Here is a 19,299-nt window from a genome sequence, read left to right as displayed (position 1 = left end):
GAGTTTTTCGAACCCTCTAGGTGCTTGACTCCTGATTTTAGGGTTTTGGTGTGCTGATTGATGGTGTCTGGGTGTAGATCAACCGCATCAACTTCATGTTTGTCTTGCTCTCCGGCACCGCCTGATAATAGACGCCTGACCGGTTGAGTTGCAGAAGCATGCATTGTCATGCAACCAAAAGCCGAGGCCGTTTCGGGCCAATCATTTACTGCTCGCTATTGTCCTGTCCTGCAAGTAGTTTTACATAAAGATGACCTTGCCTGTAGCGGTCCAGATAAATGGTTTCGCTCTGGCGTTATAGGTCTGGACGAAGGGTTGATTTTTCCAGGGAGAATCTGGCTATTCGCGATATCGAGGGCGGCAAACAGGGGCGTAGTGCCGCGCCAGACATAATCGTGTGTGACACTTTCGAGATACCCAAGGCCAAGTGGCAGCACAGGCTGTGTACGCTCCAATGCCTGGATCGGCGTTTTTTCATCGACACATAGAGCAACTGCATGATCTGGCGGATTGAGATAAAGGCCGACGATATCCTTCGCCTTGTCGACAAAGAGTAGATCGGTCGAGAGCCTAAAGCTTTTCGAGCGATGCGGTCGAACACCGAACAGCGCCAGCATGCGCCCCGTCGTGCTCTTTGACAGACTGGTAACCGATGCTGCCGAGCAAACCGTCCAATGGGTGCTGTCTGGAGGTTTGCTCTGCAAAACCATCCGCAACAATTGCGCGGCCTTTTCTTCGCCATGAGTTCTTGGCTGGCTTTCTCCGTATGGTCCGACAAGCGTCTGCTCGACGAACCATCGCTTACGTCAGTGGCAAACCGTTGGGTTGGTACTGCCGAGACGGTGCATAACCGCAGTGTTGGTCTCGCCATCGGCGGAGACCAGAACAATTTGCGCACGACGAACCACACTGTGTGGAGCAGAATGCGAACGGCTCATCCGCTCCAACCCTTCACGCTCGCTTTCATTAATGCAGAGTACCCGTTCTCCCTGAAGAGAACGAAGGTGTCATCCGCTTCCAGATTATGTAAAGATATTTACAGGACAAAATACTGGGTCGCGACGCTTGCGGCTTGCGATGATTCTGTTGTTGAGTGATGATGATTCATGCATCAAAATCGTCAAACTCTTCCGCAACTTTTTCTGATCCAGCTTCGGGTTATCGGCGCCTTGATGTTGCGCGAATTGCATACACGGTTCGGACGTGAAAATCTCGGATATCTTTGGGTTGTAGGCGAACCGATCCTCTTCTGCGGCGGCGTCGCCATCGCTTGGACAGCGATCCGTCCTTCTTACGAACACGGTCTCCAGACGACAGCCGTTGTCATTACAGGCTATGTCCCCCTGACGATGTGGCGGCACTGCCTGGCAAGTTCCGTTCGAGCATTTGAAGCAAACGGAAGCCTGCTCTTTCATCGGCAGGTAACGCCTCTCGACATCATTACGGCCAGAAGCATTCTTGAAATAGCTGGAACGATCATTGCGGGGATTATCGTTTGCTCCGGGGCTATGTTGCTGGGGTATATGACACCTCCAAAGGATTACGGGCTCCTTTACATAGGGATTTTTTATCAGAGTCTTTTTTCCTATGCGACCGCTTTGCTTGTCGCTGCTCTGAGTCAGAGATCGGAATTGGTTGAGAAGTCTATTACTGTTTTTTCTTATCTTTCTCTGCCGTTTTCCGGAGCTTTTCTTTTGGAAAGCTGGTTACCACTCAACGCAAGGAATCTCCTTCTGTGGTCTCCGTCAGTCAATAATATTGAAATGATTCGTGGTGGCCAGTTCGGACACACTATTCATCCCTATTACGATATGGTTTATGATTCATACGCAATAGCATTTATGCTCATTATGGGAATTTCACTGACACTCAGGAGTAGAAAATATATCAATGTTCAGTGATGGCGGATAACAATACGTTAATTTATTAAAATATTGTTATCCATATTGGGCTTGTGGGTTACATTGGTCAGTCGGATTTTTATGGGAGTTAGGTCGGCGGGTCCGTTGAAAGGACCGTCCTGCCTTTCTATGGAAACGCCTGCGCAAATCCCATTAGCCAGTGGACGTGACGGCTCGTGCAGTGGTTTTTTTTCCGATTGTCCAATGGACCAAATGTTTCAAGACGAACTCTTCACAAGGGGCGATATGTGAGCGTGGCCACGGATTATACTTTTCCTGATGGAATGAAGAGGGAAGCGCTGCGTTGCCTTCCTGGGGTGTTTAAGGCAAAGCAGACTTATGGCTAAACTGTTCATCATCTCGGCCTCCAGATCCGATGCAAAATTTGGGCTTAGCATCAGGCAGATAAGTGCCTGGGGCAGGCGTCGTATGGTTTTTCTTCTGATGGTCGTCCTGCCGACGTTGTTGGCCATTATCTATTATGGCTTTATCGCGTCTCCTCAATATGTCTCGCAGGCTGATTTCGTCGTTCGCGGACAAACGCCGCAGACGCCTGGGTTACTGGCGGGGATCCTCTCCTCTGGCGGTGCGGCAGGTGGCAGTGAAGACACGTATGCCGTTCAAGACTATGTCATGTCGCGCGACGCCGCGCAGCTTCTGCTGAAGACGCAGGATCTCGCGCAAGTTTTCAATATTCCTGAGGCGGATGCTCTGGCGCGTTTCCCGAATTTCTATTCTGGGCGCACGTTCGAGCATTTCTACCGCTACTATAAGAGACACATAAAAGCCGAACTCGATACGACGACTGGCCTTTCCACGCTCTCTGTTCGTACCTTCAGAGCCGCGGCTTCCCAACGTATCGCCCGCGCGCTCCTCACGGCTGCCGAGCAACTTGTCAACGAGATGAACGCACGTCAGCGCGAAAATACCATCGCAGCGTCTCTGCATGAGCGGGATACGGCCATCAGTCGTCTGCAGGCACTCAACGCCCGGATCGATGCATACCGCAATCAGACAGGTCTGCTCGATCCGCAGCGTCAGTCCCAGCCGCTTCTGACCGATCTTGCCGGTCTCGATACGGCGAGGATGACCACCCGTGTGCAACTTGAGCAACTCCGGCGCTCAACGCCCAATAGTCCTCTGATCGAGGTTCTGACACGACGACTAAGTGCTCTGGATCAGGAAATCGCCAACTCGGCGACCAAAGTGACAGGGGATGGCAAATCATTCGTGCCGAAGATCAGCGGATATGAGGATCTGGTCTTTCAACGGCAGCTTTTGGAGCGGGAAGTCAGCGCAGCGGATGCGGCGCTCGACACCGCACGAATTCAGGCTGATCGGCAGCAGCTTTACCTGGAAGAGATCTCCCAACCTGATCTGCCCGATTATCCTACCTATCCGCGAAGCGTTGCAGACGTCGCTATCGTTTTCGTAACCATGCTTGGACTGTATCTCATTGGTGCGTTACTGATTGCAGGTGCCCGTGAACATAAAAGTATGTGAGAGTTACTAATGTTACAATGCATTGATCTCATAAAGGACTATCCGGTCCATGGAGGACAGCGGCGTATACTGAACGGCGTCAATTTCACCCTTGAAAAGGGTGAAAAGCTAGGGATTCTTGGGCGTAACGGTGCAGGAAAATCGACGTTGATCCGTATCATTGGGGGGGTGGAGTACCTTACGGGGGGGAGAATCGAGCGGGACATGACTGTCTCGTGGCCCCTCGCCTTTGGGGGAGCGTTTCAGGGTAGCCTGAGTGGGCTTGACAATCTGAAATTCATTTGCCGGATCTACAATCTTGATTATGCGGATACGCGCGCTTTTGTAGATGATTTTGCCGAGCTCGGGCATCAGCTTACCGATCCAGTCAAAACCTATTCGTCCGGAATGCGGGCACGATTGGCTTTTGCCCTTTCGATCGTTATTGAGTTCGACTGTTACCTGATAGACGAAGTAATAATGGTCGGAGATGCACGTTTTCATGCGCGTTGCCAGGAAGAGCTCTTTGGAAAACGCGACGAACGCGCAATGATCGTTGTCTCGCACGATATGGGTTTTATGAGAGAGACGTGTAACCGGGCTGCGGTTCTTGATCAGGGGAGGCTGACTCCCTACGACAACATGGATGAAGCCATTTCTACTTACGAATCTCTCTAGTCAGTTTTTTGTTGTGACGGTGAGGGACTGGCATGGGAGATGAGGGGGAGGATATTGGAATAAATGGACATTTTGCTTTCTCCAGTCTGTGATGACACACTAACTCCTTAATTCAGGCCGATGTTGTTCCATCTGATTGAAGCAAGACCGTCCGAAGCGGTTCAAAATCCACAATCCAGGTAAAGGATTCAAGTGAATCGTCTTGTGTGTTCAGATGCGTCAATCGCCTCCGGCCATAAATCATGCTGTTTTATGGCCACGTTTTCTGTTCTGCCCTGAGGAACGGAATTGCGGGGCGTTCCTCATATTCAAAGGGTTTTTCAAACCCGCCACCTGTTGCAACGAGTGGAAAACCAGACCAGAAAGACTGCATGATCGTACATTTCAAGCAACGAGCCGCTATGCCGAATAATTTTCTGACAGGTTCTTCCCGGTATCCCAGCGTTCTGGGCCTGTCTCAGGTAGCGCTTCTTCTGATACTTGGTGGCTGCTCGGCGCTTCCTGACAGCGGTCCGACAGAACGCGGCGTGCTTGCAGAAGCCCGGGATACGAAACGCAATCCGCTCGATTTCGCGATTGTGCGCCTGTCGCCCCATGTTGCAGCCATTCTGGCTGCGGAGGTGACACCGCTAGTTTCGAGCTTGGATACGGCAAATAATCCTCCGGCTCATAATGACCGGATTGGTGCCGGTGACGTTCTTACGATCACGGTTTTCGAGCTCGGTAACGGGCTGTTCTCCTCCAGTGGTTCAATGTCGGCGGCAGGGCAGAGTGGCGATGTCGGGGCGATTTCGCATGGCACAACGGGCGTCACGACGTCCAATCTGCCTCCCACCGAGGTCGAGGCAGACGGGACGATCGCCATCCCATATGCCGGTCGTCTGCATGTTTCGGGCCTTACGCCTCAGCAGGCCGCTGCGTCGATTCGGGCGCGCCTCGTTGGTAAGTCACAGAACGCAGAAGTCATGGTTCGCATCGCGACCGATATTTCCAACACCGTTATCGTGTCCGGCGCGGTCCACCATCCGGGACGCGTCGTACTGAGTACGGCGCAGGAACGACTGTCGGATGTGGTGGCCATCGCCGGGGGAGCGATGTATCCGCCCGAGGATACGCAGGTTCAGGTCGTGCGCGGCAATCGCGCCGCCCAGACGGATCTTGGAACGCTGGAAACATATCCTGCCGAAGATCTTCGGGCTCGCCCGGGAGACCGGCTGCATGTCGTGTATCAGCCACGGAGCTATACGGTATTCGGAGCGGCTGGCAGGCAGGCGACAGAAGTGCGTTTTGAAACGCCGCATGTCTCCCTGGCGGAGGCGCTTGCGCGTGTTGGAGGGCCCGCGGATGAGCGGGCAGATCCGAACGCCGCATTCCTATTCCGCTTCGAGACCCCTCAGACCGCGCGGCGGTTGGGTCTTACGACGGCGATGACGCCGAAAGGCGTTCCCGTCGTGTATCAGGTCGATCTGATGAGTCCGACATCCTATTTCCTGACGCAGCAGATCCCGGTGAAAAGCAAGGATGTTCTTCTCGTCGCCAATGCACGGACAAACCGTTTTTACAAATTCAACCAGTTGATCAGCACGCTGGTCAGTCCGGCCATTACAGCGGCGTGGATTGCCAAGTAGCTCTGAGATGTTGCGTCTTGTCCTGTCAGCGGAGTGTGTGATGTCAGGAAGAAAGGGGCGATTGATGCGGTCTTTACTCTCTGTCTGTCATTTTCAGACAGATGCGGCGCTTCTGGCACATAATCAGCGGCGCGGTGGGGCAGGGCAGGCGCGTGCGCATATCCGTCTTTCGCGGATCGCACGTCGCGTGGGGTCGGCCCGGTTGTTCTGCAGGCTTTCTTTTTTTCGGGAGGTCCGTTCAGTTCCGGCTCCCTTTTCCTCCACGGTAATCACGAGAATCTGGTCATGATTGATAATTTCACGTTCGGCCGGGTGGCCATTATCGGCGATCTGCTGCTTGATTGTTATATCAGCGGTTCTGTTAGCCGTATCTCTCCCGAAGCACCCGTTCCGGTCCTTCTTCGGGCCAATCATACCGCTGTGCCAGGAGGTGCTGCCAATGTGGCGCTGAATGCCGCCACTCTGGGGTGCAGTGTGACCTTGGTCGGGCTTGTCGGGGACGATGAATCGGCGAACAGGCTGCGTGCGGCTCTCGGCGCTCAGCCAGACATTGATATCAGTGGTCTCGTGGTCGATCCCGCATGGACGACGATTACCAAAACCCGTGTGCTGAGCGGGCGCCAGCAGATCGTGCGGATTGACGAGGAGCAAATCGAGACGATCGCCGCCTCCACGCGCCGCCGTCTCGTGGCGGCGGCTCAGAGTGCAATTTCCGGGGCGGATGTCGTCATCTGTTCTGACTACGCCAAAGGTGTTCTGACGGACGAGGTGCTTGCCGCCATTTTCGAAACTGCGAAACAGAATGGCGTTCCGGTGATCGTCGATCCCAAGAGGCGGGATTTCACGGCTTATCGTGGTGCGGATCTCATTACGCCCAACCAGAGCGAGCTTGGCGTGGCCACGAATATGCCTCTGCGCGACGATGCGGAAATCGAACGGGCCGCGCATGTCGCGTCTGAGCAGTTCGGCGGCCATGTTCTGGTGACACGTTCAGAAAAAGGGATGACACTCTTCCGCCGAGATGGACGGATCACGCATGCGGAGGTCCGTAAATCAGAGGTTTATGATGTGTCCGGCGCTGGCGATACAGTGGTGGCGACGGTGGCGAGCGTACTTTCGGCCAAGCAGGATCTTGAGACCGCTGTCGTTATCGCGACGAGCGCGGCGTCGATTGTCGTAGGAAAGCTCGGGACGGCGACCGTCTCTCGTGCGGAACTGAGTGCGGCGCTGATAGACGAGATGAAAAAGGACGGAGCCATCGTTTCGCTCGAAGGCGCCCGCGCCATAATCGAGCAGTGGCATCACCATGGTGCGCGGGTGGTGTTCACCAATGGCTGCTTTGATCTTGTCCACCCAGGGCATGTCGCACTAATCCAGGCTGCTGCCAGCCAGGGCGATAAGTTGATCGTGGCTCTTAACAGCGATGCTTCCGTCCGGCGCCTTAAGGGGGAGAAGCGTCCGCTTCAGGATGAACGGGCCCGCGCGACCGTTATGGGGGCGCTGCGCGACGTCGATATGGTTGTGATCTTCGACGAGGACACGCCACTCGAAACCATTCAGGCTTTGCGGCCGGATGTAGTCGTCAAGGGGGCAGACTACCAGGAACACCAGGTCGTAGGCGGGGATTTCGTAAAGTCCTACGGTGGATCGGTTGTTCTCGTGGATATCGTGTCCGGTCGTTCCACGACGTCCATCGTCAGAAAAATGCAGACAGCATCGACTCTTGTCTGATGACACGCTTCATTGCCGGTTCATTCTAAGGACACACTCATGATGGTTTCTGACAAGCTTTCCTTACTGTCCGACACGGGGGATGCAGACTCCAGTGAAGTCTGGAGAGACTGGCTGAGTGAAAGGACGCTCCCGCTCTGGAGTGACGCGGGTTTCGATGGGAAGCGAAATCTCTATCATGAGCGGCTGAACTGGGACGGGCGTCCTGTACCCATGAGCGGGCTGCGCCTGATGGTACAGGCGCGCCAGATTTCGACTTATTGCCGCGCCACGCTCGACGGGTTTTATGACGCCTCCGCACAGGCGTTGCGCTGTCTCGATGTTGTCGAGCGCGCCTATCATGGTAGCGACGGGGATGCGGGATGGATTTTTTCCCTCTCGCCTGACGGAAAGCCTGCCGATTCTCAACGCGATCTCTATGCCCATGCCTTTATACTGTTCGCCTATGGATGGGCAATCCGGCTGACCGGGGAGGAGAGATACCGGAAAATCGCCCGCCAGACGACGCAGGAGGTGGAGCGTATCTTTGCCGCGCCCGGTGCAGGTTATCTCGATACGGTCCCTCCAACGGATTCCCTGCGGCGGCAAAACCCGCATATGCATCTGCTCGAAGCCTATCTCGTCCTGTTCGAAGCTACGGGAGACGAGTATTACCTTGACAGGTTGCGCGGTCTGATCGCGCTTACGCGGAACCATCTTCTCGACCGGCGCTCCGGTCTGCTTCTAGAGTTCTTCGATTCTTCGTGGAAGCCTTCGGAACCCGCGTCCCATAATCGTGTCGAACCCGGCCATCTGTTCGAATGGGCATGGCTGCTGGGCGAGTATGAACGGCTCGTCTCCCCGTCGGGAGAGGATTTGACCGGACTGACAGAAACGGCGGACCGGCTGTTCCGTTCCGGTCTGACACGCGGGACCGATCCGAAGACGGGATTAGTCTTCGATGCGATGACCGAGGATGGAGTTGTTTTCGAGCGGACGACGCGGATTTGGCCACAGACAGAACTCCTGCGCCTGCTGTGCACGCGCCAGGTTCGGGACAGATATGAGAGCATCCCGGTTCACGATCTGGGTATGACATTTCTGGCGCGATTTGCTCCGTCACGCCTCGCCGGTGGATGGATAGACCGCTTCGACGAGGTCGGCTCGCCGCTAGTGGATTACATGCCTGCCAGTTCACTCTATCATGTTTATGGCGCGGCGCGGCTGCTGTCATGCCGCGTGCGGGAGACAAATCATGGCTGAGACACGCAAAAGCACGGCTAAGAAGGCAGGTCGATCTGCTGCGACGGACACATTCTCCGCTCATGTGCTAGCCTTTCTGGACAGGCTTACGGATGGCGCGGGCAAGGCGCTCCTCACCCGGATCAATAATCAAAATGCTGACATGGAGGCTATCGTACGCGAGATCGCCTCAGGTGCGGCCGTAGAAGAGCTTGTCAAACTCGTCCGGACAGGAACAGAGGCGGCCGGTAGCACGTGGGTTACGCAGGCGGATTACGACTATGTCGGCCTGCCTCCCGAAGCGGCAGACTGCGATTTCAGGTCGGGATTCGACACCTATCTGCGTGAGCGCCTCGGTAAGCGCGCCGACGGGTTCGCGACAATTTTCGAAGCACTAGACCGGCACGAAGCGCCCTTCATTATCGAGACCGGATGCCTGCGCGTGCCGCGCAACTGGGACGGCGATGGGCAAAGCACTTTTCAGTTCGACTGGTACGCGCGTGAAAGGCAGGGGCGGGTCATGACCATCGACGTCAACCCCCAGAGCATTGACAGTGCCCGCCGTGCTTGTAGCAGCGTCACCAGCACCATCCTCAACGATTCCGTCGCGACTCTCGACGCCCTGGGCGCGGCCGGCATGGGACCGGCAGCCTTGATCTATCTCGATTCTTTCGATCTGGACCTCGATAATCCGATGCCGAGCGCCATTCATCACGCGATGGAACTCATGGCCGCGCGGCGTCTCCTTGGCCCAGGAACGATCCTGTGTATCGACGATTTCGATGTTGCGCCGCTGGGTCCGGGCGGCAAGGGGCTGATTGTCGATCGATTTCTCCATACGATTCGCACGGAGGTTCTTTACTCCGGATATCAGAAAGTGTGGCGCATCTCCGAGTAAGGTGCGCCACGCCCGTCAGGGATGCTTCGCTGGAGCCCGCATGACATCGGCGTAAAATGCTTCCAGCCGGGTTCGATAGCCATTCATGTCAAAGCGCGCCGCCTGGCCGGGTCCTGCGGCGCGTAGCGTAGCGCAGAGCGCGTCGTCCTTATCCAGCCGCTCGATGGCCGCTGTGATTTGTGAAATGTCATAGGCATCCACGGCCAGGACGGCGTCTCCCCCAACTTCAGGAAGAGAGCCCTCGCGTGAGGTCATGACGGGCGTACCGAGCGCCATAGCTTCGATGACCGGGAGGCCGAAACCTTCCGCCAGAGAGGGGAACAGCAATGCACGTGCACCACGCACCAGTGTCATCAGGTCTCGTTCCGGCAGATATTCCATGCGGATTACCCGCCCGGTATTCAGGCAGCGCTCGAGTAGCCTGAGTTCGCCCGTCGCCTTCCAGGTCATCGCGCCCACGATGACCAGCGGCCGCTCGGCGGAAGATGAAAGCATGGCTTCCAGAAGACGACCAATATTCTTTTTCGGTTCGATCGAACCGAAAAACAGATAGTAACCGTCCCGGCGCAGGCCATAAAGACGTTCTAGAACGTCCTTCAGTGCTTCTTCGCTGATATTCAGAGAGACCGTGGGAGTGCGGATTGTCTGATAGGTGTTGTGGACGATCGGGGCGGCCTGGGGAGAAAAAGCGATGATATCGCGCTTTGAGGCCTCGGAGACTGTGCAGATTGCATCTGCATGCCGACATAAATCGGTCATCAGGCGAAAATAATAACTCTTGTCGTCGAGCGTAGTGTGCGGCAGCCGCAAAGGGACCAGATCATGGATCGTATAAACGTTCCGTGCCCCTTTGACCCGAATCGGGAAAGGATAGGTCCAGTGCATCACGTCAGGTGTTTCCGGCAGCTCCACCGTCATGAAACGGCGCGTGGCCCGGTATCGCTGTGCGGCGACGAAGAAGAGATCGCGCGCGTTCAGTAACCGGTCGAAGGCTGGCATGCGTTCACTGAAGGAACGTACGTCAATCCGGGGGTCTGTAGGTATCATTTGGGCCGTGCATCCTGTCAAAGTACTGCGCTGACGTGCTTTCCATCGTTCCGACAGGAAGCGGGCCTTCGTCTTTGGCTCTTCCTCGCCGAGGCGGTCATAAAACAGGACTTCCCGGAGGGCGGCGGGCGTATGGGAGGGGATATTAAAGCCATAGAGCACGTCAACCTGCGCGGACATCCCCTTGAGAGCCTCGCTCAGGGTTCTGGCATAGGTAGCGACACCTGTCCCGCGGGGAAGAGCGAGATTGAAACCATCGAGGGTCACATGAAGGGGGCGTGGTACGGCAACGGTCATTCTTTTACTCCTGCGGGGAGGGGATGAAACATTCTGCGGCGTTACACCAGCACCTTTATGACTGCTGGTAATGTCGGGCAAAGTCTCAAGACCCTGAAGGGTCTTGCCTCATGTGAACTGTCCACAGATCTGGACTTCAGAACCAAAGCGACTCATTCCGCGTGCAGACATTATGACGTCGGATCACGGTTCTTCGATCCATTGATTCGTTGTAACTGTGCCGGATGCTCTTCACGGATGCCTCCGACGAGGGCAAGATAAAAACGTGGGCAGACTTTATCATGCCGCAACCCATTCGGTCTTAACGGTCCGGATGAGCTTACCGCCGCCAGAACAAAACACAGAGAAGAACGTATGGTAAAGATGGGAAAGTTGCTTGAGGTCGTCCGTCGTCGTTCGGGGGGGCGCTTGCAGCTGGACAGGACAACAGGTTCTCCGGATCAGGACAGAGCCTCTTCGTCCATTGACGCCGATGCCATACGGGCACTCGCCAAAGAAGCCGAACAGGACAAGAAGCCGGCGCTGGCCGTCCTATATTATGAGAAGATCATCGAGCTCTGGGGAGAAACCCCAGAGCTCTGGATCGCTATCGCCCAGCTTCAGCGTAAAATGGGGCGATACGAGGCGTCTCGGGATAGCCTGGACAAGGCTTTGCGAATCGAGCCTGGCAATGCGCAGATTCACTTTGAGTGGGGCGAACTCGAGCTTTGCCAGAAGCACTACCTTCAGGCGATCGAGCATTACGACAGCGCGCTTCTTCTTCACCCCGGCTGGTCACTGGCGACCGCTCGACGCGCCGACGTCAAGGCGCAGATGGTTTTCGAGAAAAAACGCGATTTTGAAGATGAACGCGAGAAGGTCGCCCAGGCTGCCCAGCTTGACGCGCTGAACCGTCTGGATGTCGATCAGCGGATCGACCCCGCGCTTTTTCATCCCACCCGGCATGAACTGACGCAGAACCATTCTCCCCAGTTCGTACGCACCTTCAACGGCGTTTATCAGAGAACGCGCTGGGGCGCCGGTGATGTGGTGCGCGGCGTAGGAAGTCTGCGCGGCCATATCCTCTCGATTGTTCCCTATCATCGCATCGAGATTTATATCGACGGGCAGCTTGTGCACGATGGGCCGCTGACGGTCGGGCCGGTACAGAACGAACAGTCCGATGCGCGTTTGCGCAAATACGCCTATAATGTCTGGGTTGATTTTTCGCGCTTCTCATTCGGATGGCATAAAGTCTACTACCGGGCGGTCGGCACCGGGAACAGCGTCGAGGTCAATATCAACTGGCGTATCGACGATATTATCGTGGACGCCCCGATTGCCGATGAATTTTTCCAGGATGCGACGGCGCGCGTGCCTCTTGCCGGCCTTGATCCGTCCCGTTCCCTCGTCGAACAGGTGCGGGCCCTGCCTACCGTCGTTTCCGAGGCGAGCCCCAATTCCTATCCCGGCCCCATACGCAATGTCGCCATTCTCAGGCTTGATGGTTTGGGTGATGTCGCCGTCTCGGTGCCATTCTTCCAGCATCTGAGGAAGCTTCTTCCCTCAGCCCGCCTTGTCGTTCTCGCGGCGACGGACAATGCCGATGGCTGCCGGGCACTTGAGATTTTCGATGAGGTCATCGAGATTGATTTCCCGGAAAATCCTTACGAGCAGGGCCGATATCTGACCGAAGATCAGCAGCTTGAGCTTATGGAGAAACTCGCTTCCTACAAGTTCGATCTGGCGATCACCGGCATGGTAAGCGACAGGCCCAGGCAGCTTTCAGTGATGACTGGCGCGCCGGTGACCATTGGCTTTGATGGTGAAGACCACAAAAGCCTCAATGTTTATTACACCTCGCGCGACGCGCTTTCCGGCGCAAATATTCTTAACTATGCCGCCCGATATGGGCTTTTGGCCAAGGCACTGGAAGTATGGCTTGATAGTGGCGCACGGGTTCAGCGGCGCGATGATCTGAACCGTGACTTATTACAGCCTTACGGAATTGGACCTGATGATGATTTTGTCGTCATGCATACAGGTTCCCGCATCAAGGCCACAGAATGGCCGGGTTATGCCGAGCTTGCCAACCGAATTGTCGAGCAAATGGGACTGAAGGTTGTCTATATTGCTCACGATGAGAGCCAACGCCCATATCTTTCCGAAGAAGCTCTCTCAGATGGACGAATCATCTTTCTGGCTGGCTTGATTCCATTCGATCACTTTGATGCATTCCTGTCTTATTGCTCAAGCTTTGTAGGCAATGATAGCGGCCCGGGTCATCTCGCCACGCTGCGGGGTGCGAAGGCCGTTAGAATACTTTCTGCACGTCTCGGCGGAACCGAATGGAAATCCGAGCTGGCGGGTGTGTGCCTCTACCGACGCGTCCCCTGCGCGGGATGTGGTCCAATTCCCATATCCCGTCAGGAGGAGTGCACTTACGACATCGCGTGCGTGAAAGATATTACTGTCGACGAGGTGTTTATCCAGGTCGCTAAACAGATTTCGCACCCGAATAACGCGCCAGAGGTCTCCACCACGTCATCAACACCCACCCTCGCATCAGGAGACATGGCATGAGCGCAACGATCAGCGCAGGCAAGTGGCGCAGCGAAGTTCAGAAAATGGCGGATAGGGCGCGGGATGGTGGAGACTATCTTGCCGCTGCCGAACTTTACGAAAAGGTCATATCTCTTGGAGGGCCGTTGTCCCTTTCAATGGCCGCCGGGCACATGCGCAAGGAGGCCAAGGACTTCGTTGCGGCTGAACGTCACTATCAGAGTGTCCGTGATGCCAACCCGGATGACCCGGAAATTTACATGCAGCTCGGCCATTTCTACAAGACAGTTGGCCGCTATGGCGATGCCCAACGCCATTACATGCTGGCGCTGCAAAAACATTATCCTAATTTCGACGAGGTGAGGCACGAGCTTCGCGCAATTCATGAAAGCGATGAGCTTTCCCGCGAACAGGAGCGGCGCAATTCCCTTGAAGACGCAGGCTTCAAGGGGCTTGTCTCGGAGCGGCTGTTCCCAAGGCGGCTCGACCAGCTTCAACGGGACTATCACGAGACCTTCATTATTTCGCGTCTTGGTAACCACCGCAAGACAAGCTCGGGAAAAGGCCGTGTGATCCGCGGCGTTGACGCCGTGCGTGGCCATATCATCACGTCCATGCTGTGCGATAGCATCGACATTTTCCTTGATGACGATCTGATTTACTCCGCACCTTTGCAGGTCGTTCCGTTGCGTTGGGAAAAAAAACCGTCCAACCTACGGAAATATGTTTTTAATGCTTGGATTGATTTCAGTGATTTCCCCGTCGGGAAGCACGAGATCGTTCTATGCGCGAACCCACTTCAAGGTGAGCCGCGTGAAGGCATCGAATGGCAACGTGAGAAAATTATTCTCGCCGCGCGGCTGTCGAAAGGATATGATGAGCAAAGTCCTGCCCTGATTCCACCGTTGGACCCTGAGTCATCACTATCGGTAGTCGAACAGGTCAATCGCCTCCCGAGCTTGGTGCGAAAAGTCACGCCAGGATCTTTTCCGGGCAAACTCGATACGATAGCGATTATCAGACCCGATCAACTTGGGGATATGGTCATTACGCTCCCAGCGGTACGGCGCATCAGGGAGCTTGCGCCTAAATCCCGGATCGTTGGGCTTCTTAGCCCTGCCAATGCTGATCTAGCGGCTACGCTTGGAGTGTTCGACGATATTGTCGTCATCCGTTTTCCTGACGACAAGTATCAGGACAGGCGCGTCATGGACAAGCGTGCGCAGGAAGCATTCGCCGCGCAGTGCAAGCCCTATAATTTTGACCTTGCGATCGACTTCCTCTACAGCGAGCATGCCAACAAACTGCTCCCTCTGACAGGGGCATCGGTTACCATGACAGTCGCACGCTCCGACCAAATTGAAGATCTGGAGGTTGTTTTTGACGGCCGTTCGCCGAGTGGTGGTCTAAGTCTATCCCCTCTGGCGCATACGGCCCGCGCTCGCGCGCTCTCGGAGGCGCTCGCTCTCTGGCTGGATAATAACGCGCGGCCGCTTCCTCGTACTAAGCCGAATGCCGAGCCTCTGGCCCGGTACGGTCTGTCCGAGAACGATCGCTATGTCGTCCTGCATACCGGCTCGAGCTTTGCCCAGTTTCTCCGCTGGCCCCATTATCCCGAACTGACGGTGCGGCTTCTCAAGGAGGGATATAAAGTCGTCTATATGGGCAGTGACGAACAGCAGAAGGCACGTCTGCCCGCCGAAGCCCTTGAGGACGGGCGGATCGTCTATCTCGACCGAAAGATCCCGTTCGATGACCTCGACGCGCTGCTCTCTTGTGCCACGCTGATGATCGGTAACGATTCCGGCCCCAAACACTGGGCGAGCCTTCGCGGCACACGGGTTGTCAGCCTTCATCCCGGCCGCGACGACCTGCGCGAATGGGGACAGGTCTTCGGCGGCGTGGTGCTTGCTCGTCGGGTACCCTGCGCGGGCTGCGGCATACGTTATGACGAAACGGAATGCGGTCAGGACTTCGCCTGCATTAGGCAGATCACCATCGAAGAGGTGCTTCGGGAAGCCCTAGCCCTGTCGCCATAATCTGCTCCTACCTTAGGCCGGTGCTGGCCTTAATCCAGCCGGCACCGGTCTTTTAATGTGGATTTCAGCATGGAATCTGGGACGAAAAAGAAAGTCTTGAAGCATGACGGGGGTATCCATCATTCCAGACGGCATTGAACGGTTTCCGGGTCTGACATCCGACCGGAATACAGGGTATCGCGACCTGTATGCTGACGGGGATGCGCCTCTCCCTCATCTGTCACAACAGGCAGGCCCGACCCGTGCGGCGGCCCTGCTCGATGGTGTCATTTTCCGCCATGTCGGCTGGCTGGCCAGACAACTGATCTCATGGTCGCGGAACGGGAATCCGCTCGTCGGGCCTGTTCTGCGTCCTCTGGGAAACTCCCTTGCCGCCCTTCTTGCTGTGAGCCGGACACGCTTTTCGATTGTCCAGATCGGTTGGATGAAAACCGGAATAGGCATGCCACTTCTTTCCGGTGTGGTGGCCTTCCGTGTGCTCGTTCATTCGCGCCACGACCTTACGGAGGTTCGGGCTTATTCGGACGATACGGGAGAAGTCATTAGCCGCATTGTCCCGGTACGGTTGACGACGATCGGCGCTGTGAGCACCTGGTCGGCCAATCTCTGGATCGACACGTCCCGTCTCAGGGTTGGCAAACAGAAAATTCATATTCGCGCCTGGGCCGGCTCGCGTCTGGCCGGACGGATGCGTCGTTTTGTCGTGGTGCAGAGCGAGGAGGCGACCCTGAGCGCGGTACCCGATGCGGTGCAGTCTTCCTCTTATATCCAGTCGCCAGACTCCCCCACGGATGACGCCACCTCCTGGGTGCTGTCGCAGCCGGTCGAGCGCCACTATCCTCCGGGTGCCCTGTTCTCAGGTCCTGTAAACTCGATCCTTGTCCTGCGAACCGATCAGCTTGGTGACGTCGCCGCTTCCCTTCCCGCCATGGCCCGGCTCAGGAAACTTTTCCCCCAGGCCACCGTGACCATGCTTCTTCAGAAGGCCAATGTGCCTGTAGCCCGCGCCTCGGGGGTCGCGGACGAGTATCTCGACCTGACACTGCACTACGATCCACAGACAGAGCGCCGCTATCTCGACCCAGAGGCGGACGCCCATCTGCGCGCCCAGCTTCGCGGGCGTCGCTTCGATCTGGCTATCGACCTCTCCCCTGGTGCGGAAAGTCAGCATATTCTCCTTCTTTGTTCGGCGCGCTTTCGCGTGGGCTTCAAGCCCGAGCAGTTTCCATTCCTTGACTTCGGAATCGAGGTGATATCCCGCGAGGCTATCAACCGTAAGCCGGTCATCTCCCACACGGCCCATGTTGAACTCCTTGTCTCTTCCCTTGGGCAACTCATGGACCAACAGCGTGAAATCGTTCCTCGCTGTGAACCTGCCTCCCCGCAACAGGACAGGACATGTCCTCGCGATCGTCCCATCATCGTTCATTCAGGCGCGCGCCATTCCATCAATCGCTGGCCGATCGAGAATTTCCTGCAACTCTGCGGCGCCCTTTCGGCGGCGAGCGGGCGCGAGGTTCTGTTTTTCGTTGACGGCCATGCGCTGAACGATGCAGTACGGGTACGTTGTATGGAACTCCTTGGCGTGACGCTCATGGACTGTCTGCCGATGGATGCATTCGATGCCCTGGTTGCGAACGCCGCCTTGTTTGTAGCCAATGATACCGGTCCCAAACATCTGGCTGCCGCACGCGGTGTTCCAGTTGTCAGTATCTCCATTCCCCGTTTGAACTGGGAGGAGTGGGGGCAGAACCAGGGGGGCATGATCCTTTCTCGTACGGTTCCGTGTGCGGGATGCGGACTGAACAACCGTGATGCCTGTGGGCGGGATGCAGCGTGCATCACCACAATATCTGTCGAGACCGTTCTTAAGGCCGCGCTGGACGTGTTCGAACAGTCGAAGACTGGGATGTCCTATCCTGGGATGGAGGCGAAGGTTTCCATCTGATCGCAGGCCGTTCGAGTTATCGTCTTATCGAAAGGGTTGTGTGGTTCTATGGTCGGGGCATCAAACTGAAAGACAGGTTAAACTCCCTTTCCCGTTGAGTGAATCGAGAATATGCGCAAACGTATCATTGTAACCGGTGCAGCCGGCTTTATCGGCAGTAATATTGTGCGAGGACTGAATGCCCGCGGGTATACCAATATCATCGCGGTCGATAATCTCGCGAAAGCGGAGAAATTTCATAATCTCGTCGATCTTGCCATTAGCGACTACGTGGACAAGACGACATTCTACGATTCTTTCGCGGCAGGAAAGTTCGGTTCGGTAGACGCCATTTTTCATGAGGGGGCGTGTTCCGATACGATGGAGCATGACGGCCGCTACATGCTGGCCAACAACTATGCCACTAGCAAGACGCTGCTCGATACCTGCGCGTCTATGGGCACGCGCCTGCTCTATGCGTCCAGCGCCGCGACCTATGGTGGTTCATCGCAATTCATCGAGGATCCCCGTTTCGAGCGTCCGCTGAATGTATATGGCTATTCGAAACTGCTTTTCGATCAGGTGGTCCGTCAGTCCCTGCCGCGGATCCGCAGTCAGGTCGCAGGGTTTCGCTACTTTAACGTCTATGGTCCGCATGAGCAGCATAAAGGCCGCATGGCGTCGGTCGCGTATCACCAATTTAATCAGTTCCGAGCGGACGGAAAGGTCAAGCTGTTCGGCGCTTATGACGGTTACGGGCCCGGTCAGCAACTGCGTGATTTTGTCTATGTTGACGATGTCGTGGCGGTCAATCTCTGGTTTTTTGACAATCCAGAACATAGCGGTGTGTTCAATCTTGGTTCCGGCCGGGCGCAGGCGTTTAATGATGTGACGCATGCCCTGGTGAACAGCCTGCGCAGTACACAGGGCCAAGCTGCCATCACGCTGGAGCAGATGGTTAGTGAGGGGATTGTGGAATATATCGACTTTCCTGAAGCTCTGATTGGTAAATATCAGAGCTTCACCCAGGCCGATCTGACGTGTCTGCGTGCCACCGGCTGCGACCATGTATTCGCGGATGTTGCCGCGGGAGTTTCGGCCTATGTCCGGTTCCTTTTGGCGGAAAAATCCTAATGATTCTCTCGGGCAAGGCTGAATCGTCGGCGCGTCCCTCTGTTCGGGCAGAACACAGACTGTTGCGGGTTCTCACGCACGTCTTCGAACGCGGCCGCAGCATGACGACAATACTGGATAAGACACCTCATCATGCTGCACGGTAGTAATGTCATGCTGGTGCGACGGCCGATTACTCCTGGTGCGCCAGCACTGTTTCTGGATCGGGACGGCGTCGTCAATATCGACACGGGCTATCTCTCAGACCCAGAAAACGTAACGCTTCGTGACGGTGCCGCGACAATGATCGCGGCTTTCAATGCTGCGGCATGGCCGGTGATCATCGTCTCAAACCAAAGCGGTCTCGGTCGCGGTTATTTCGACCTGTGCACCATGCTCGCCGTGCAGGAACGGATCGAGGCACTGCTTCTGAACGAAGGGGCATATGTCAACGCCGTGTTTCTCTGCGGCGCAGCTCCTGACGATGCCAGCTCTCTTTCCGAATGGCGCAAGCCGGCACCGGGGATGCTGACGACAGCGGGGCTGTTATATGACATTGATTTGACGCGAAGCGTGCTGGTGGGCGACAAAATCAGTGATATGCAGGCCGCCGCCGCCGCAGGACTGCCTCGGGGTTTCCTAGTCAATGATTGCTTTGTTGCAGACATCCAAACCGTTCCGATTCCGGTTCATACCGTAGATCATTTGGCGGATATTTCCCCCAGCTCTCTGCTCTCATAGCAAAATCCCGAAAGTTTATAGATGGAGGGTTCTAGAGCGGTTCCACTGAACCTTG

The 19,299-nt window shown here is 55.9% G+C and carries 15 protein-coding genes and 1 pseudogene; 13 read left to right on the top strand and 3 right to left on the bottom strand.

What is annotated here, in order from left to right:
• Positions 1-67 precede the first annotated feature (67 nt).
• Positions 68-205, bottom strand: a pseudogene (locus GFJ39_RS14305) (IS3 family transposase); the annotation flags it as partial.
• 10 nt (positions 206-215) lie between these two features.
• Positions 216-617, bottom strand: coding sequence for a hypothetical protein (locus GFJ39_RS12110; RefSeq protein WP_153431560.1), 402 nt, complete (start codon positions 615-617; stop codon positions 216-218).
• Positions 618-674: 57 nt separating this feature from the next.
• On the opposite strand from GFJ39_RS12110, the gene GFJ39_RS14110 reads away from it, so the two are divergent.
• The 8 genes from GFJ39_RS14110 to GFJ39_RS12075 all read left to right on the top strand — a co-directional run bounded on the left by GFJ39_RS14110 (position 675) and on the right by GFJ39_RS12075 (position 9,539).
• On the top strand, positions 675-1,097 hold the full coding sequence (locus tag GFJ39_RS14110; RefSeq protein ID WP_194285371.1) for a hypothetical protein: 423 nt from the start codon (positions 675-677) through the stop codon (positions 1,095-1,097).
• A 9-nt stretch (positions 1,098-1,106) separates the two neighbouring features.
• Positions 1,107-1,901, top strand: a complete 795-nt coding sequence (locus GFJ39_RS12105) for an ABC transporter permease (RefSeq protein ID WP_153431559.1) — start codon at positions 1,107-1,109, stop codon at positions 1,899-1,901.
• Between the two features lie 339 nt (positions 1,902-2,240).
• The gene (locus GFJ39_RS12100; protein WP_153431558.1) at positions 2,241-3,404 is read left to right on the top strand and encodes a capsule biosynthesis protein; all 1,164 of its coding nucleotides are present in this window, start codon (positions 2,241-2,243) and stop codon (positions 3,402-3,404) included.
• 9 nt (positions 3,405-3,413) lie between these two features.
• Positions 3,414-4,061, top strand: a complete 648-nt coding sequence (locus tag GFJ39_RS12095) for an ABC transporter ATP-binding protein (protein ID WP_153431557.1) — start codon at positions 3,414-3,416, stop codon at positions 4,059-4,061.
• A gap of 401 nt (positions 4,062-4,462) precedes the next feature.
• A complete protein-coding gene (locus GFJ39_RS12090; protein WP_153431556.1) occupies positions 4,463-5,689 on the top strand; it encodes a polysaccharide biosynthesis/export family protein in 1,227 nt (408 codons plus the stop codon).
• 285 nt (positions 5,690-5,974) lie between these two features.
• Positions 5,975-7,420, top strand: coding sequence for a D-glycero-beta-D-manno-heptose-7-phosphate kinase (gene rfaE1 / locus GFJ39_RS12085; protein WP_153431555.1), 1,446 nt, complete (start codon positions 5,975-5,977; stop codon positions 7,418-7,420).
• Between the two features lie 39 nt (positions 7,421-7,459).
• Positions 7,460-8,662: an AGE family epimerase/isomerase gene (locus tag GFJ39_RS12080; RefSeq protein ID WP_228391930.1), complete on the top strand. Its 1,203-nt coding sequence runs from the start codon at positions 7,460-7,462 to the stop codon at positions 8,660-8,662.
• Positions 8,655-9,539, top strand: a complete 885-nt coding sequence (locus GFJ39_RS12075) for a hypothetical protein (protein WP_153431554.1) — start codon at positions 8,655-8,657, stop codon at positions 9,537-9,539. Before GFJ39_RS12080 ends, GFJ39_RS12075 begins: the two co-directional genes overlap by 8 nt.
• A gap of 15 nt (positions 9,540-9,554) precedes the next feature.
• On the opposite strand, the gene GFJ39_RS12070 is transcribed toward GFJ39_RS12075, so the two are convergent.
• The gene (locus GFJ39_RS12070) at positions 9,555-10,883 is read right to left on the bottom strand and encodes a glycosyltransferase family 4 protein (protein ID WP_153431553.1); all 1,329 of its coding nucleotides are present in this window, start codon (positions 10,881-10,883) and stop codon (positions 9,555-9,557) included.
• A 354-nt stretch (positions 10,884-11,237) separates the two neighbouring features.
• On the opposite strand from GFJ39_RS12070, the gene GFJ39_RS12065 reads away from it, so the two are divergent.
• From GFJ39_RS12065 to GFJ39_RS12045, 5 genes are all read left to right on the top strand, one after another.
• Positions 11,238-13,445, top strand: coding sequence for a glycosyltransferase family 9 protein (locus GFJ39_RS12065; protein WP_153431552.1), 2,208 nt, complete (start codon positions 11,238-11,240; stop codon positions 13,443-13,445).
• Positions 13,442-15,463, top strand: a complete 2,022-nt coding sequence (locus tag GFJ39_RS12060) for a glycosyltransferase family 9 protein (RefSeq protein ID WP_153431551.1) — start codon at positions 13,442-13,444, stop codon at positions 15,461-15,463. Before GFJ39_RS12065 ends, GFJ39_RS12060 begins: the two co-directional genes overlap by 4 nt.
• Before the next feature lie 103 nt (positions 15,464-15,566).
• Entirely contained in the window at positions 15,567-17,411 is a 1,845-nt protein-coding gene (locus GFJ39_RS12055) for a glycosyltransferase family 9 protein (protein WP_153431550.1), read from the top strand.
• A gap of 111 nt (positions 17,412-17,522) precedes the next feature.
• Entirely contained in the window at positions 17,523-18,524 is a 1,002-nt protein-coding gene (rfaD, locus tag GFJ39_RS12050) for an ADP-glyceromanno-heptose 6-epimerase (protein ID WP_153431549.1), read from the top strand.
• 132 nt (positions 18,525-18,656) lie between these two features.
• Positions 18,657-19,244: a D-glycero-alpha-D-manno-heptose-1,7-bisphosphate 7-phosphatase gene (locus GFJ39_RS12045; protein WP_153431548.1), complete on the top strand. Its 588-nt coding sequence runs from the start codon at positions 18,657-18,659 to the stop codon at positions 19,242-19,244.
• The last annotated feature ends 55 nt before the right edge of the window (positions 19,245-19,299 follow it).

The organism is Gluconobacter aidae, assembly GCF_009547075.1.
GTDB lineage: Bacteria > Pseudomonadota > Alphaproteobacteria > Acetobacterales > Acetobacteraceae > Gluconobacter > Gluconobacter aidae.
Note: the sequence above shows the minus strand (reverse complement) of the source record. Positions and strands in the feature narration are given on the sequence as shown.